Source organism: Streptomyces sp. HUAS YS2, assembly GCF_033343995.1.
GTDB lineage: Bacteria > Actinomycetota > Actinomycetes > Streptomycetales > Streptomycetaceae > Streptomyces > Streptomyces solicathayae.
In genome coordinates, this window is sequence record NZ_CP137573.1 from 6,261,326 (window position 1) to 6,276,450 (window position 15,125).

Below are 15,125 nucleotides of genomic sequence, written 5' to 3' on the forward strand. Positions count from 1 at the left end.
GATGCGGACCGCCGGCGGGATCTCCCTGCGGTACGAGCCGCGGGCCGTCGTCTCCGCACTCGCGCTGCTCGTCCTCGCGCTCGCCGCCGCGGTCGTCCTCATCGGCACCGGCGACTTCCCCATCGCCCCCGGCGACGTCGTCGCCACGCTGCTCGGCGACGGCACCGCCGTCCAGGAGTTCGCGGTCATGGAACTGCGGCTGCCCCGCGTCCTCGTCGCCGTGTTGGTCGGCGTCTCGCTCGGCATGGGCGGCGCCGTCTTCCAGTCGGTCTCGCGCAACCCGCTCGGCAGCCCCGACGTCATCGGCTTCGGGCAGGGCGCGACCGTCGGCGCGCTCTCCGTCATCGTGCTCTTCCAGGGCGACGCGACCGCCGCCGCGGCCGGGGCGGTCGTCGGCGGTCTGGTCACCGGCGCGGTGATCTACCTCCTCGCCTGGAAGCGCGGCGTGCACGGCTACCGGCTGGTCCTCGTCGGCATCGGCGCGGCGGCCATGCTGACCGCCGTCATCCACTACCTCATCACCAAGGCCAGCCTCGTGGACGCGACCCGCGCCACGGTGTGGATGACCGGCTCCCTCGACGGCCGCGACTGGGCCCAATTCTGGCCGCTGTTCTGGGTCTGCTGCGTGCTGCTGCCGGTCGTGCTCGGCCACGGCCGCGCGCTGCGCATGCTGGAGATGGGCGACGACGCCGCGTACGCGCTGGGCGTCGGCGTCGAGCGGACCCGCGTCGTGCTGATGGCCTCCGCCGTGGTGCTGGTCTCCGTGGCCACGGCCGCGGCGGGCCCCATCGTCTTCGTCTCGCTGAGCGCGCCCCAGCTGGCCCGCCGCCTCACGCGCTCCCCGGGACCCAACCTCGCGGCATCCGCCCTCATGGGCGCGGTGCTGCTGCTGGTCGCCGACTGGACGGCCACGCAGGCGTTCGGCGACCGCCAGCTCCCCGTCGGCGTCGTCACGGGCGTCCTCGGCGGCTGCTATCTGCTGTGGCTGCTCGTCACCGAGCGCAAGGCGGGACGGATATGACCCACGACAAGAAGCACGGGAGTACGGGCATGGACGGTCAGGCGCAGCGGCAGCGACTCGGAGCCGACGCGGTCACCCTCGCCTACGAGCAGCGGGTCATCGCCCGCGACCTGTCCGTCGAGATCCCGGACAACTCCTTCACGGTCATCGTCGGCCCCAACGCCTGCGGCAAGTCGACCCTCCTGCGCGCCCTGTCGCGGATGCTCAAGCCGGCCGAGGGCCGGGTACTGCTCGACGGGCAGTCCATCCACTCCCTGCCCGCGAAGAAGGTCGCGCGCACGCTCGGCCTGCTGCCGCAGTCCTCGATCGCGCCGGACGGCATCACCGTCGCCGACCTCGTCGCGCGCGGCCGCTACCCGCACCAGGGCCTGCTGCGGCAGTGGTCGCCGGAGGACGAGCGGATCGTGGGCGAGTCGATGGCCGCGACCGGCGTCGCCGAGCTGGCGGACCGCATGGTCGACGAGCTGTCCGGCGGTCAGCGGCAGCGGGTGTGGATCGCGATGGCGCTCGCCCAGCAGACGCCGCTGCTGCTGCTCGACGAGCCGACGACGTACCTCGACATCCAGCACCAGATCGACATCCTCGACCTGTGCGCCGAGCTGCACGAGAACGAGGGCCGGACGCTCGTCGCCGTCCTGCACGACCTGAACCACGCGGCCCGGTACGCGACCCACCTCATCGCCGTCCGGGACGGCGAGGTCGTCGCGGAGGGCCCGCCGGCCGAGGTGGTCACGGCGGAGCTGGTCGAGCGGGTCTTCGGGCTGCGCTGCCAGGTCATCGACGACCCGGAGACCGGGACGCCGCTGGTCGTCCCGGCGGGCCGGGGGGCGCGCAGGCGCGCCGCCGGGGCGGGGGAGCAGGAGCGGGAGCGGTCCGTGGAGGCGGGGGAGCAGCCCGCGCTACAGAAGTGACCGGAGGCGCAGCAGATCGCGGAAGCCGGCCTCCAGCCTGACCCGGCCGGAGGCCCAGGCCTTCGCGAAGTTCAGCTCGCCGTCCACCATCGCCACCAGGTCGTCGCCGGTCATCGCCAGCCGGATCTGCGCCTTCGCGGGCGGCGGTCCGGACACCGTGACCACGTCCTCGATCCGGCCGTCCGCGAGGCGGCCGGTGAAAGTGGCTGAGAGGTCCGTGAGGTGGCAGCTGAGGGTGCGGTCGAGCGCCGCGGCACCACGTACGTCGCCGTTCGCCCGCGCGAGATTGTCCGAAAGTCTGTCGAGTGCGCTGCGGCACTCCTCGATCGTGGCCATCGCCGTCGACCGTACCTCAGGGCTTCGCGATAGCGTCGGGGCATGAGCGACGAGCTGCGGGAACACGTGGGTGTGGGTGAACACGGGCCCGCTCACGTGCGTAGAGACGTACATGAGGATGTGCCTGACGCGGACGGCTTGGGCGGCGTGGGCGGCTCGGACGGCGCCGTCGAGCCCGCGGAGGGCCGGCACGAGCCCGCCGAGACGGTCGAGCCTGCGGAGGCCCGGCACGAGCCCGCCGAGCCCGCGCCGCTCGGCGTCGTACGCACGCCCACCGGGCACGCCGCCGTCGACGCGCTCCTGGAGCGGCTGGCCGACGCGGACCACCTCCCGGCGGACGGACACCTCGAGGTGTACGAGGATGTACACCGGGGCCTGCGGGACGAGCTGACCTCGCTCGACGCCGCGGCATGCCCGGGACCGACACCTACGTACGACCACAGGAGCTGAACCGAACGTGGCAGGAGTGGCACGCCGTCGACTCGACGCGGAGCTGGTACGCCGGAAGCTCGCCCGCTCGCGCGAGCACGCCGCCCAGCTGATCGCGGCGGGGCGGGTGAGTGTCGGCAAGACCGTCGCCACCAAGTCCGCCACGCAGGTCGAGACCGCCGCGGCCATCGTCGTCGCGCAGGACGACAGCGACCCCGACTACGTCTCGCGCGGCGGGCACAAGCTGGCCGGCGCGTTCGCCGCGTTCGTGCCCGAGGGGCTGCGGGTCGAGGGGCGGCGGGCGCTGGACGCGGGCGCGTCGACCGGCGGCTTCACGGACGTCCTGCTGCGGGCCGGGGCGGCGCACGTCGTCGCCGTCGACGTCGGGTACGGGCAGCTGGCCTGGTCGCTGCAGAGCGACGAGCGGGTCACCGTGAAGGACCGTACGAACGTACGCGAGTTGACGCTCGACGCGATCGACGGGAAGCCGGTCGATCTCGTCGTCGGTGACCTGTCGTTCATCCCGCTCGGGCTCGTGCTGCCCGCGCTGGTCGCCTGCACGGCGCCGGACGCGGACCTGGTGCTCATGGTGAAGCCGCAGTTCGAGGTGGGCAAAGAACGGCTCGGCACGGGCGGCGTGGTGCGGAGCGCCGAACTCCGCGCGGACGCGGTGAAGAACGTCGCCCGGCAGGCCGCGGAGCTCGGGCTAGGGGTGCTCGGGGTGACGGCCAGCCCGCTGCCCGGGCCCTCGGGCAATGTCGAGTACTTTCTGTGGCTGCGGGCAGGGGCGCCCGCGCTGGATCCGGCGGATGTGGACCGCGCCGTGGCGGAGGGACCTCGTTGACATCGACGACAGCAGCACCGCGTACCGTCTTCCTGCTCGCGCACACCGGCCGTCCGGCCGCGGTGCGCAGCGCCGAACTTGTGGTCCTCGGGCTGCTGCGCAGCGGCCTCGGGGTACGCGTCCTGGAGGCGGAGGCGGCCGACCTGCCACTGCCACCGTCCGTGGAGACGGTCCCCGAGGCGTGCGAGGACGCGCTGGACGGGTGTGAGCTGCTGATCGTGCTGGGCGGCGACGGGACGCTGCTGCGCGGGGCGGAGTTCTCACGGGCGTCCGGGGTGCCGATGCTCGGCGTGAACCTGGGGCGGGTCGGCTTCCTCGCGGAGGCGGAGCGGGACGACCTGGACAAGGTCGTGGACCGGGTGGTGACGAAGGCGTACGAGGTCGAGGAGCGGATGACCCTCGACGTCGTCGTGCACAACAACGGCGATGTGCTACACACGGATTGGGCGCTGAACGAGGCGGCGGTGCAGAAGGTGTCGCCGGAGCGGATGCTGGAGGTCGTGCTCGCCATCGACGGGCGTCCGGTGACGGGGTTCGGCTGCGACGGGGTGATCTGCGCGACGCCGACGGGCTCGACGGCGTACGCGTTCTCGGCGGGCGGTCCGGTGATGTGGCCGGAGGTCGAGGCGCTGCTGATGGTGCCGATCGGGGCGCACGCGCTGTTCGCGAAGCCGCTGGTGACGACGCCGGACTCGGTACTGGCGGTGGAGGTCGAGCCGCACACGCCGCACGGGGTGCTGTGGTGCGACGGGCGGCGGACGGTGGAGCTGCCGGCGGGGGCACGGGTGGAGGTCCGCAAGGGCAAGGTCCCGGTCCGGCTGGCCCGCCTCCACCACGCGTCCTTCACGGACCGCCTCGTGGCGAAGTTCGCCCTGCCGGTGTCGGGGTGGCGGGGGGCGCCGCACTAGGGGGCGGGGGATCTCCCCCACCCCACCCCTCCCCGAAACCCTGACGAGACCGGGGGCTCCGCGCCCGACCCCCCGGCCGCGACGGCTTCGCCGCGCGGGGTCAGGCTCAGTCGCGGGCGCCGGGTCGCCCGCTGACCCGGTGCGTGGCGCGGGTCGCCGCGTCGGGCGACGGGCCTTGTGGCCCGGACCCCGGCACGACGCTCCCGCCCGCCGTCGGCGAAGACCTGCGGTGCGCAGCCGGGAGTGAGGGGGCCGAGCCCCCACCCCCGAGGGTGATTGCCGTCGTGGTTCACCTGGTGGTTCCGGGTGTTCCGGCAGGGGGCGTCGCAGGGAGGGGGGTGGACCTCGTAAGGTCTTCTTCGTGTTGGAGGAGATGCGGATACGGTCGCTCGGGGTCATCGACGACGCTGTTGTCGAGCTGTCGCCGGGATTCACCGCTGTGACGGGCGAGACCGGTGCCGGTAAGACCATGGTCGTGACCAGTCTCGGGCTGTTGCTCGGGGGGCGGGCCGATCCGGCCCTCGTGCGGATCGGGGCGGGGTCCGCCGTCGTCGAGGGACGGATCACCGTGCCCGCCGGCGCGCCCGCCGCCGTACGGGCCGAGGAGGCCGGCGCCGAGCTGGACGACGGCGTGCTGCTCGTCAGCCGTACTGTCTCCGCCGAGGGCCGCTCCCGCGCGCACCTCGGCGGGCGTTCCGTGCCCGTCGGGCTGCTCGCCGAGCTGGCCGACGAACTCGTCGCCGTCCACGGCCAGACCGACCAGCAGGGCCTGCTCAAGCCCGCCCGGCAGCGCGGCGCCCTCGACCGGTACGCCGGCGACGCCGTCGCCGTACCGCTCGCCGCGTACGGAGAGGCGTACCGCCGCCTCCGCGCCGTCGCCGTCGAGCTGGACGAGCTGACCACCCGTGCCCGCGAGCGGGCCCAGGAGGCCGATCTGCTGCGCTTCGGGCTCGCCGAGATCGAGGCCGTCGAGCCCCGCGCCGGCGAGGACGTCGAGCTGGCCGCCGAGGCCGAGCGGCTCGGCCACGCGGAGGCCCTCGCCTCCGCCGCCGCGCTCGCGCACGGCGCGCTCGCCGGCAACCCCGAGGACCCCGAGGCCGTCGACGCGACGACCCTCGTCGCGGGCGCGGGGCGCGCGCTGGAGGCCGTACGGTCCCACGACCCCGCCCTCGCCGCGCTCGCGGACCGGATCGGCGAGATCTCCATCCTCCTCACCGACGTCGCCGGGGAACTCGCCGGCTACGCCGACAACCTCGACGCCGACCCGCGCCGGCTCGCCGCCGTCGAGGAGCGCCGGGCCGCGCTCACCCAGCTCACCCGCAAGTACGGCGAGGACGTCGCCGCGGTCCTGGCCTGGGCCCAGGACAGCGCCGCCCGGCTGACCGAGCTCGACGGCGACGACGACCGGATCGCCGAGCTCGCCGCGGAGCGCGACACGCTGGCCGCCGAGCTGTCCGGGCTCGCGCAGGCCCTGACCGACGCCCGTACGGAGGCGGCGGCCCGGTTCGCCGACGCCGTCACCGCGGAGCTGGCGTCGCTCGCCATGCCGCACGCGCGGGTGTCGTTCGACATCCGCCAGGTCGAGGCCGCGGACGGCGTCGAGGTCGGCGGGCGCACCGTCGCGTACGGGCCGTCCGGCGCCGACGAGGTCGAGCTGCTGCTCGCCCCGCACCCCGGTGCCCCGCCGCGGCCGATCGCCAAGGGGGCGTCGGGCGGTGAGCTGTCCCGCGTCATGCTCGCGGTCGAGGTCGTCTTCGCGGGTACGGACCCGGTGCCGACGTACCTGTTCGACGAGGTCGACGCGGGCGTCGGCGGCAAGGCGGCCGTCGAGATCGGCCGCCGGCTCGCGAAGCTCGCGAAGTCCGCGCAGGTCGTGGTCGTCACCCACCTCCCGCAGGTCGCGGCCTTCGCCGACCGGCAGCTGCTGGTCGAGAAGACCAACGACGGGTCCGTGACGCGGTCCGGCGTGATCGTGCTGGAGGGCGAGGACCGGGTCCGGGAGCTGTCCCGGATGATGGCCGGCCAGGAGGACTCGGAGACGGCGCGGGCGCACGCGGAGGAGCTGCTGGCGACCGCAAGGGCGGAGGGGTAACCGGGGCCCTGCCCCGGTCCCACCCCGCCCCTTACGCTGGGCGCATGATCGCGAGACAGGGCAGGGCGGGGACCTTCGCGTTGGCCGCGGGGGTGACCCGGGGTGTGTACGCGGCGCTGCGTACGCGTGCGGGTGACGACGACCGCTGGCGGCGCGTCAACTACGCGGGGCGGGACGTCGACCTGTACGCCGGGCCCGCGACCGCAGTAGGTACGGCGCTGGCGGTGGGCAGAGGGCCTGCGGCGTTCGCCGTCCTCGCCGCGGCTGTGTGTGGGGCGTACGACGATGCGCGCGGCGACGACCGGCGCGGGTTCCGGGCGCATCTGGGCGCGCTGCGGAAGGGCGAGGTCACCAGCGGGGCGGTCAAGCTGGTCGGGATCGGCGTGGCCGGGCTCGTCGCGGGCGCGCTGATGAAGGAACGGCCGGTCGACAAGGTCCTCGCGGGCGTGGTGATCGCCGGCACGGCGCACCTCGTCAACCTGGTGGACGTGCAGCCGGGGCGCGCCGCGCTCGGCGTACTGGCCCTCGGCGCGCCCGGGCTGCTGCGCGGGCCGGAGGCGGCCGCGCCGATGGGCGCCGCGGCGGCGGTCCTCGTGGACGACCTCGGGGAGCGCACGATGCTCGGCGACGCGGGCGCGCACGCGCTCGGCGCGGCGGTCGGGGCGGCGATCGCCGCCGGCAACGGGCGGCTCGGGCTCGCCGCGCATGCGACGGCGTTGGTCGCGGCTGCGGTGTGCGGCGACCGGGTCACGGAGCTGGTTCGATCACCCATGTGAGTGATCCGGCGCGGCGAGTTGGGGCGGTGGACACGGGAACGTGGGCCCATCGGTGCCGGAACGTGCGTGCGGGCTGGCATCCTTGGGCGCGTGACTCAGCTGCGTACGGTCCAAGTGCTGGGCGGCGGCAGCGCGGGCAGCAGCGCTCATGTCAGGTCACTCGCCGCGGGGCTCGTGGCGAGGGGCGTGCGGGTGACCGTGTGCGCCCCTGCCCACCTCGACCGCGACTACGACTTCCTGGGCGCCGGCGCGCACTTCGTGCCGGTGCCGCGCCGCAACGACCCGGCGACGGTCGCGCTGCTGCGCAACGCGTGCATCGGCGCGGACGTGGTGCACGCGCACGGGCTGCACGCCGGCGTGCGGACGTCGCTCGCGCTGGCGGGGGGTGCGTGGACGCCGTCGTACACGCCGTTCGTGATGACCTGGCACGTGCGCAGCCACGTGGACGGGGCGCGGGGCGGGTTGTTGCGGCTCGCGGAGCGAAGGACGGCGAGGGCGGCGGCGGTTGTGCTCGGCACGTCGTCCGAGCTCGTCGACCGGGCGCGGCGGAGGGGGGCTCGGGACGCGCGCCTCGCGCCGGTCACCGTGCCTCTGACGCGGGCGCCGGTGTGCCTCCACGACGGCAAGGCGCGGGCGGAACTGGGCGCGGTCGACCGGCCGTTGCTGATGGCGGTCGGGTCGCTGACGCCGGGGCGGGGGTACGGGACGCTGCTCGACGCGGCCCGGGTGTGGCGCGGTCTCGACCCGCAGCCGCTGCTGGTGATCGCGGGGGAGGGGCGCGAACGGGCGGCGCTGCAGCGGCGCATCGAGGACGAGGGGCTGCCGGTACGGCTCGTGGGGCGCCGGGAGGACGTGGCGGAGCTGCTCGCGGCGGCGGACGTCGCGGTGCTGCCGTCCCGCTGGGAGGCCCGCTCGCTGCTGGCGCAGGAGGCGCTGAGGCTGGGCGTGCCGCTGGTCGCGACGGCGGTGGGCGGGGTGCCGGAACTGGTCGGGGACGCGGCGGAGTTGGTCCCGTACGGGGACGCGGAGGCGCTGGCCGCTGCCGTCTCCGGCCTCCTGGCGGACCCCGACCGTCGCTCGGACCTGGCGGCGGCGGGGCGGGTACAGGCGGGCTCCTGGCCCACGGAGGACGAGACGATCGCCCACGTCCTGAGCGTCTACGACGAGCTGACGGCCCGCTGAGGGGTGGGGTGGGTTTGATTCCCCCACCCCACCCCACCCCTCCCCGAAACTCTGACGAGACCGGGGGCTCCGCCCCCGAACCCCCAAGCCCGCGGCAGCTTCGCGCCGCACGAGCCCCGGGGGCCCAGCCGGACCTGGGGCTGCGCCCCCAGCACCCCCCCCCCGCGGGTGCGAGGCCCACCGTTCTACCCCGTGTGTCGTCTCGCCCTCAGGGCCAGGCTCAGGGCCAGTACCGTCTGTGGGTCGTCCAGGTCCGTGCCGAGGAGTTCGGCGATTCTGGCGAGGCGGTTGTAGAGGGTTTGGCGGTTCAGGTGGAGTTCGCGGGCTGTTTCCGCCTTGCGGCCGGCGTGGGCCAGGTAGGTCTCCAGGGTGGGGAGGAGGGGCGGCTTCGCCGTGGCGTCGTGCTCGCGCAGGGGGCCGATGGCCCGGTCCACGAAGGCCGCCAGGTCCTCGTGGTCGCGGAGGCGCCAGAGGAGGAGGTCGATGTCGAGGCGGCGGGCGTCGTACCAGGGGCGGTCCGTGAGGCCCTGCGCCGCCGTCGCCGTCTCCGCGGCGTGCCGCAGGCCTGCCGATGCCGCCGCCCAGCCGCCGGGGACGCCCACGACGACGACCGGCGGGTGGGCGCCGGCGCGTTCCAGGCCGGCCCGTTCCACACCCGCGCGGAGCGCCGCGGCCACGCGGTCGGCCACCGCCGTGCGCTCCGACTCCGAGCGGAGGCCGAGCAGCAGCGGCACCCGGCCCTCCACCGGGCGGACGCCCAGCAGCACCGGGACGCCCACCGAGGACAGTTCCTCCAGGACCGCCCGCGCCAGCAGCGCCCAGTTGCCCGAAGGGGCCAGTTCCGAGGCGAGTCGCATCACGACCGGCAGCAGCGGGCCGTCGCCCGGCTTGAAGCCCAGCACCCGTGCCTGCGCCGGCGCGTCCTCCGCCGAGATCCGCCCCTCCGCCAGGTCCGACAGGAAGTCGCCCCGGCCGCGCGCGGCCAGCTCCTCCTCCTGGCGGGCCTGCATCAGGACGACCGCCAGGATGCCCGCCGCCCGCTCCGCCGCCATGCGGTGCACCGGGGAGAGCGGGCCCGAGACCGACAGGATCACCAGCCGCGCCCGTACGCTGCCCGCGCCCGGGCCGCCGCCCGGCACGTCCACGAGGACCGAACCCACCGGCGGTCCGGACTCCCGCGCCGCCCGCTGGCCGCGCAGGCCCTCCCACACCTGGAGCGGGTCCGCCGGGGCGGACTCCGTGCCCGCCGCGTACAGCAGCCGGCCGTCCGCGGTCTCCAGGAACACCGGGTTCGCCGCGAAGTCCGCCAGGATCCGCAGCACCTGCGGCACCCCGCCGCCGCCCAGCAGCGCCTCCGTGCACTGCCGGTGGACCTCCTCCGCCTGCCGGAGCAGCGCGTAGTGGCCGTTCACGATCTCGGTGTGGATCTCCTCCGTCACCGCGACGAAGGGGACCTCCCGGTGCAGCTGGACCAGCGGCAGCCCCGCCGCCCGCGCCGTCTCCACTATCGTCCCGGGCAGCCGCGCGAACCGCGGCCCCAGCTCCACCACCAGCGCCGCGATCCCGCGGTCCGCGAGCCGCCGCACGAACGCCCGCTGTTCGGCCGGCCGGGTGCCGAGCCCGAGCCCCGTGGTCAGCAGCAGCTCCCCGCCCTTGAGCAGCGAGGCGATGTTCGGCACCTCACCCGCGTGCACCCAGCGCACCGTCCGCTGCAACCGGTCCGCGCCCGCGACGACCTCCGGGAGTCCGCCGCGCAGCCCCGGAAGTTCGAGGGCCCGCTGTACGGTGATCCCGCCCTGATTGTCCATGGGCCCGGACGCTACCCGCGTCCGTGTTTCAGCGACATCACCCCACGGTCACGGGGTTGGACAGTTCGTACACCAGGGCGACAACTCGTCGCCCCATGGCGGGAATTGTGCGACCGCTTGTCGATTGTGGCCTACGTCACGCGCGAGGATGCTCTCGCGCCATGGCAGAGAACCCAACTCCAGCGGCTCCAGAGGTCCACCGGCTCAAGGCGAACTCGGTCGGGCTGGTCGGCGTCGTCTTCATGGCGGTCGCCACGGCCGCCCCCATCACGGCGATGACGGGAAACCTCCCCATCGCCGTCGGCTTCGGCAACGGGACCGGCGCGCCGGCCGGCTATCTCTTCGCGACCCTCGTCCTGACCGTCTTCTCGGTCGGCTACGTGGCCATGGCGAAGCGGATCACCGCCGCCGGCGCCTTCTACGGCTACATCTCGCACGGCCTCGGCCGGATCGCGGGCATGGCGTCCGGCATGCTCGCGGTCCTCGCGTACATCGTCTTCGAGGCCTCGATCGTCGGCGTCTTCGCGTACTTCACCAAGACGACGGTGGCCGACCAGCTCGGCCTCGACCTGCCGTGGATCGTGTACGCCGCCGTGATGTTGGCCGTCACCGCCGTCCTCGCGTACTTCGACATCAACCTCACCGCCAAGGCGCTCGGCGTCATGCTGGTCGCGGAGATCGCCGTCCTCTTCGCGGTCGCCACCGCCGTGCTGCTCGCCGGCGGCGGGCCGGACGGGATCCCGGTCGAGCCGATCAACCCGAAGAACGCCTTCACCGGCGCGTCCGCCGGGCTCGGCCTGTTCTTCGCCTTCTGGTCGTGGGTCGGCTTCGAGTCCACCGCGATGTACGGCGAGGAGTCCCGCGACCCCAAGCGGGTCATCCCGCGCGCCACCCTGATCTCCGTCATCGGCGTCGGGCTCTTCTACATCTACGTGTCCTGGATGACCATCGCCGGCAACGGGCTCGCCGGGTCCGTGAAGCTGTCCGCCTCCACCAGCCCCCTCGACCTGTTCTTCGCGCCCACCCAGTCCTTCATCGGCGCCTGGGCCGTCGACGCCTTCCAGTGGCTGCTGCTCACCGGCTCGTTCGCCTGCGGCATGGCGTTCCACCAGTGCGCCTCGCGCTACCTGTACGCGATCGGCCGCGAGGGCTTCCTGCACCCGGCCCTGGGCCGGACCCACGCCAAGCACGGCTCGCCGTACATCGCCTCGTACGTGCAGAGCGCCATCGCCGTCGTCCTCGTCGGCTCGTTCTGGCTCACCGGCCAGGACCCGTACATCCACCTCTACACGCTGCTCGCGATCCTCGGCACGATGGCGATCCTGATCGTCCAGACGCTGTGCTCCTTCGCCGTCATCGGCTACTTCCGCAAGAACCATCCCGAGGACCGGCACTGGTTCAAGACCTTCACCGCCCCGCTGCTCGGTGGCATCGGCATGACCGCCGTCGTCGTCCTGCTGATCATGAACATGGAGACCGCGGCCGGGCTCGCGGCCGGCTCGTTCTTCTACAAGACGATCCCCTGGATCGTCGGACTGGTCTTCTTCGGCGGCCTCGGCCTCGGCCTCTACCTCAAGGCCAGGCGTCCCGAGCGCTACGAGATCATCGGCCGGATCGTCCTGGAGGACGCGGCCGAGCGCACCGACGAGGCCGCGGCGACCGCCCCTGCCGCCGTACCGCAGCGCTGAGCTCCGGCCCCCGGACCCGGGGGCCGGCCCCTCTCCCTTCCCAGGAGCGCCCCATGGCACGCACCAACCCGATGCACCTCCTGAAGACCCTGGCCGCCGAGCACGCGGACGCCCGCCGGCTGAACCTTCCCGTGGACGAACTGCGCGGGATGCGGGCCGACGCGCTCGGCCGCCGGTCCCTGCTCAAGTACGCCGCCGCGGCGGGGATCGCCGTCTCCGCCGGCACGAGCGCCGCCGCCCCCGCCGTCGCCCGCGCCGTCACCCCCGCCCGCGTCGCGGTCGTCGGCGCCGGCATCGCCGGCCTCACCGCCGCCCTCACCCTCCAGGACGCCGGGCTGAGCCCGACGCTGTACGAGGCCAACCCGTCCCGGGTCGGCGGCCGGATGTGGACCCAGCGGAACCACTGGGCGTACGGCCAGACCTCCGAGATCGGCGGCGAGCTGATCGACACCAGTCACAAGAAGATCCTGGAGCTCTGCCGCCGCTTCGACCTCGCCACCGAGGACTTCCTCGGCGGCGGCCCGAACGGCGCCGAGGAGGTCCTCTGGTTCAACGGCGCGTACTACCCGCGCGACCAGGCCGACGAGGACTTCAACGCCGTCTACCAGGCGCTGCGGCGCGACCTCTCGGGGGCGGGGGAGGTGAAGTGGAACCAGACCACCCCGACCGGCACCGCGCTCGACAACATGTCGATATACGAATGGATCGAGTCGCGGGTCCCCGGCGGTCACGCCTCGCCGCTCGGCCGCTTCATGGACGTCGCGTACAACGTCGAGTACGGCGCCGACACCACCGAGCAGTCCTCGCTCGCCCTCGTCCTGCTGATGGGCTACCAGACCAATCCCGGCAACTTCAACATCTGGGGCCTGTCCAACGAGCGGTACCACATCGTCGGCGGCAACGACCGGCTGCCGAACGCCGTGGCCGGTGCGCTCGCCCCCGGCACCCTGCGCATGGGCTGGTCGCTGACCGCCGTACGCGCCAACGCCGACGGCACCCAGACGCTGACCTTCACCGAGGCCGGCGCCACCCGGACCGTCACCGCCGACCACACGATCCTGTGCGTCCCGCTGCCGATCCTGCAGAACCTCGACCTCACGCAGGCCGGCTTCGACCCGCTGATGAAGAACCTGCTGCGGGACGCCCGGATGGGGTACTGCACCAAGCTCAACATGCAGTTCGGCACCCGCCCCTGGCGCGGCACCGGACCGTGGCCGGGCGTCTCGGCAGGCGACTGCTTCACCGACAGCGAGGTCCAGCAGACCTGGGACACCACCAAGATCCAGGGCGGCACGGGCGGCATCCTGCTCCAGTACGGTGGCGGCAGCCTCGCGAAGGCCCTCACCCCGGCGGGACCGTTCTCCACCGAGTCCGACCCGTACGTGCGGAGCCTGGTCACCCGGTACCTCGGCGGCATCGACGCCTTCTTCCCCGGCACCTCGCAGGCGTACACGGGCCGCGCCCAGCTCTCCGCCTGGCACAAGAACCCGTACTCCCTCGGCGCGTACTCCTGTTGGCCGGTCGGCTACCTGCACCGGTACGCGGGCTACGAGGGCACCGCCCAGGGCAACGTCCACATCGGCGGCGAGCACTGCAGCTACGACTTCCAGGGCTTCATGGAAGGCGGCGCGACCGAGGGCGAGCGCGCCGCCAAGGAGGTGATCGCCGCGCTGCGCTGAGCCGGCTCAGCCGGCGGCCGGGGCGATGTTCTGGTTGAAGCGGAACACGTTGTCGGGGTCGTACTCGGCCTTCACGGCGGCGAGCCGGCGGTAGTTCTCCTCGCCGAACGAGGAGACGATCCGCTGCTCGCCCTCGTTGCCGACGAAGTTCAGGTACGTCGACTCGAGCGCCCACGGCCGCGCGTCCGCGCGTACGTCGTGCACCCACTGCCGGGCCTGCTCGTCGTACGCCGGGTCCTCCCAGGTCGCGAAGGGGTGCACCGCCCAGGGCGCGGTGCGCCACGGCTGCGGGTACCGGGAGGGCCCGGCGGCCACCGCGCCGCCCATCATGAACAGCACGTGCTGGGTGGCGGTGGTCGGCGGGATCCGCGCGCCGCGGTCGCAGAAGACGTCCACGGCCGCGTCGGGGAACTCCCGCAGGTACTCGGCCGACCAGTAGTTCCGCAACCCCGGCGGGTCGTCGAGCATGCACTGGAGGTCCGTGTACGCGATGTCCGTCACGATCTCGATGACGGGGGTCAGCGCGAACAGCGGCGCCGCGAGCTCACGGACCCCGGCGACCGGGCCGGCGTACGTGAACACCGTCCCGCAGACCAGCTTGCCGACCAGGTCCTCGGGGACGAACGGCTCCGGCGGCGCGGGCATGTAGATCGCGCCGCCGCCCACGTCGTCCGGGGCGACGGCGGCCAGGTCGCGGAAGGTGCGCAGAACCTCGGGCGCCTTGTCGGGCAGGAAGAACAGCATCGCGACGCTCATCCGGGGCAGCGGGTGCAGCCGCATGGTCAGCGAGGTCGCCACGCCGAAGTTGCCGCCGCCGCCGTGCAGCGCCCAGAACAGCTCCGGGTTCTCCTCCGCGTCCGTGTGGACGTGCTTGCCCTCGGCGGTGATCAGATCGGCGGCGAGCAGGTTGTCGCTGGCCAGCCCGAACTTCCGCTCCAGCCAGCCCGAACCGCCGCCCAGCGTGAAGCCGCCGACGCCGGTGGTGGACACCCGGCCGCCCGTGGTGGCCACGTGGAACGGCTGGCAGGCGTGGTCCAGATGACTCATCGTCGCGCCGCCCTCGACCCGTGCGGTCATGTTCTCCGGGTCGGCGACGACGGCATGCATCCGGCGCAGGTCGACGACGAGCGCCCCGTCGACCACGGACGTCCCGGCGACGCTGTGACCGCCGCCGCGGACCGCGATGGGCAGCTCCGCCTCGCGGCCGAACAGGATCGCGTTGGACACGTCCGCCTGGGTGGCGCACTGGGCGATCACCGAGGGATGCCGGTCGATCATGCCGTTGTGCACGGCACGGGCCTCGTCGTACCCCGGATCGCCGGGGACGATCACCTCACCGGCCAGATCCTCGACCAGTCCGGCCAGGGCGCTTTCGGACACGTGGGGACCCATGGGAGCCCCCCTTCCGCGAGGGGCGACAGGACCTTCCCATCGTATTCCGGCCACCCGCA

Annotated in this window: 13 protein-coding genes; 10 read left to right on the forward strand and 3 right to left on the reverse strand. The window is 73.7% G+C overall.

What is annotated here, in order from left to right; all coding sequences use genetic code 11:
• Window position 1 precedes the first annotated feature (1 nt).
• Both R2D22_RS29010 and R2D22_RS29015 read left to right on the forward strand, forming a co-directional pair.
• A complete protein-coding gene (locus tag R2D22_RS29010) occupies window positions 2-1,021 on the forward strand; it encodes a FecCD family ABC transporter permease (protein ID WP_318110052.1) in 1,020 nt (339 codons plus the stop codon).
• A complete protein-coding gene (locus tag R2D22_RS29015) occupies window positions 1,018-1,932 on the forward strand; it encodes an ABC transporter ATP-binding protein (protein WP_318107637.1) in 915 nt (304 codons plus the stop codon). Before R2D22_RS29010 ends, R2D22_RS29015 begins: the two co-directional genes overlap by 4 nt.
• Here R2D22_RS29015 and R2D22_RS29020 read toward each other — a convergent pair.
• The gene (locus R2D22_RS29020) at window positions 1,921-2,268 is read right to left on the reverse strand and encodes an SCP2 sterol-binding domain-containing protein (RefSeq protein WP_318107638.1); all 348 of its coding nucleotides are present in this window, start codon (window positions 2,266-2,268) and stop codon (window positions 1,921-1,923) included. The genes R2D22_RS29015 and R2D22_RS29020 overlap by 12 nt on opposite strands.
• A 120-nt stretch (window positions 2,269-2,388) precedes the next feature.
• On the opposite strand from R2D22_RS29020, the gene R2D22_RS29025 reads away from it, so the two are divergent.
• The 6 genes from R2D22_RS29025 to R2D22_RS29050 all read left to right on the forward strand — a co-directional run bounded on the left by R2D22_RS29025 (window position 2,389) and on the right by R2D22_RS29050 (window position 8,499).
• Window positions 2,389-2,718: a hypothetical protein gene (locus R2D22_RS29025; protein WP_318107639.1), complete on the forward strand. Its 330-nt coding sequence runs from the start codon at window positions 2,389-2,391 to the stop codon at window positions 2,716-2,718.
• Window positions 2,719-2,725: 7 nt separating this feature from the next.
• A complete protein-coding gene (locus R2D22_RS29030; protein ID WP_318107640.1) occupies window positions 2,726-3,541 on the forward strand; it encodes a TlyA family RNA methyltransferase in 816 nt (271 codons plus the stop codon).
• Window positions 3,538-4,449, forward strand: a complete 912-nt coding sequence (locus R2D22_RS29035) for an NAD kinase (protein ID WP_318107641.1) — start codon at window positions 3,538-3,540, stop codon at window positions 4,447-4,449. The genes R2D22_RS29030 and R2D22_RS29035 overlap by 4 nt, the downstream gene beginning before the upstream one ends.
• Before the next feature lie 373 nt (window positions 4,450-4,822).
• Entirely contained in the window at window positions 4,823-6,541 is a 1,719-nt protein-coding gene (gene recN / locus R2D22_RS29040; protein WP_318110054.1) for a DNA repair protein RecN, read from the forward strand.
• 44 nt (window positions 6,542-6,585) lie between these two features.
• Window positions 6,586-7,317: a hypothetical protein gene (locus tag R2D22_RS29045; RefSeq protein WP_318107642.1), complete on the forward strand. Its 732-nt coding sequence runs from the start codon at window positions 6,586-6,588 to the stop codon at window positions 7,315-7,317.
• Window positions 7,318-7,407: 90 nt separating this feature from the next.
• The gene (locus R2D22_RS29050) at window positions 7,408-8,499 is read left to right on the forward strand and encodes a glycosyltransferase family 4 protein (protein ID WP_318107643.1); all 1,092 of its coding nucleotides are present in this window, start codon (window positions 7,408-7,410) and stop codon (window positions 8,497-8,499) included.
• A gap of 185 nt (window positions 8,500-8,684) precedes the next feature.
• Here R2D22_RS29050 and R2D22_RS29055 read toward each other — a convergent pair whose 3' ends face one another.
• Window positions 8,685-10,307 (reverse strand): PucR family transcriptional regulator, encoded by a 1,623-nt coding sequence (locus R2D22_RS29055; protein ID WP_318107644.1) that lies wholly within the window; start codon window positions 10,305-10,307, stop codon window positions 8,685-8,687.
• A 161-nt stretch (window positions 10,308-10,468) separates the two neighbouring features.
• Between R2D22_RS29055 and R2D22_RS29060 the strand changes: the two genes are divergently transcribed.
• Together R2D22_RS29060 and R2D22_RS29065 are read left to right on the forward strand one after the other, a co-directional pair.
• Window positions 10,469-11,995 (forward strand): APC family permease, encoded by a 1,527-nt coding sequence (locus R2D22_RS29060; protein WP_318107645.1) that lies wholly within the window; start codon window positions 10,469-10,471, stop codon window positions 11,993-11,995.
• A gap of 53 nt (window positions 11,996-12,048) precedes the next feature.
• Window positions 12,049-13,674 carry a flavin monoamine oxidase family protein gene (locus R2D22_RS29065; protein WP_318107646.1) on the forward strand — a complete coding sequence of 542 codons (1,626 nt, stop codon included), beginning with the start codon at window positions 12,049-12,051 and terminating at the stop codon, window positions 13,672-13,674.
• A gap of 6 nt (window positions 13,675-13,680) precedes the next feature.
• Here the strand turns inward: R2D22_RS29065 and R2D22_RS29070 are convergent, their stop codons facing one another.
• Entirely contained in the window at window positions 13,681-15,066 is a 1,386-nt protein-coding gene (locus R2D22_RS29070) for an FAD-binding oxidoreductase (RefSeq protein WP_318107647.1), read from the reverse strand.
• Between the last annotated feature and the right edge of the window lie 59 nt (window positions 15,067-15,125).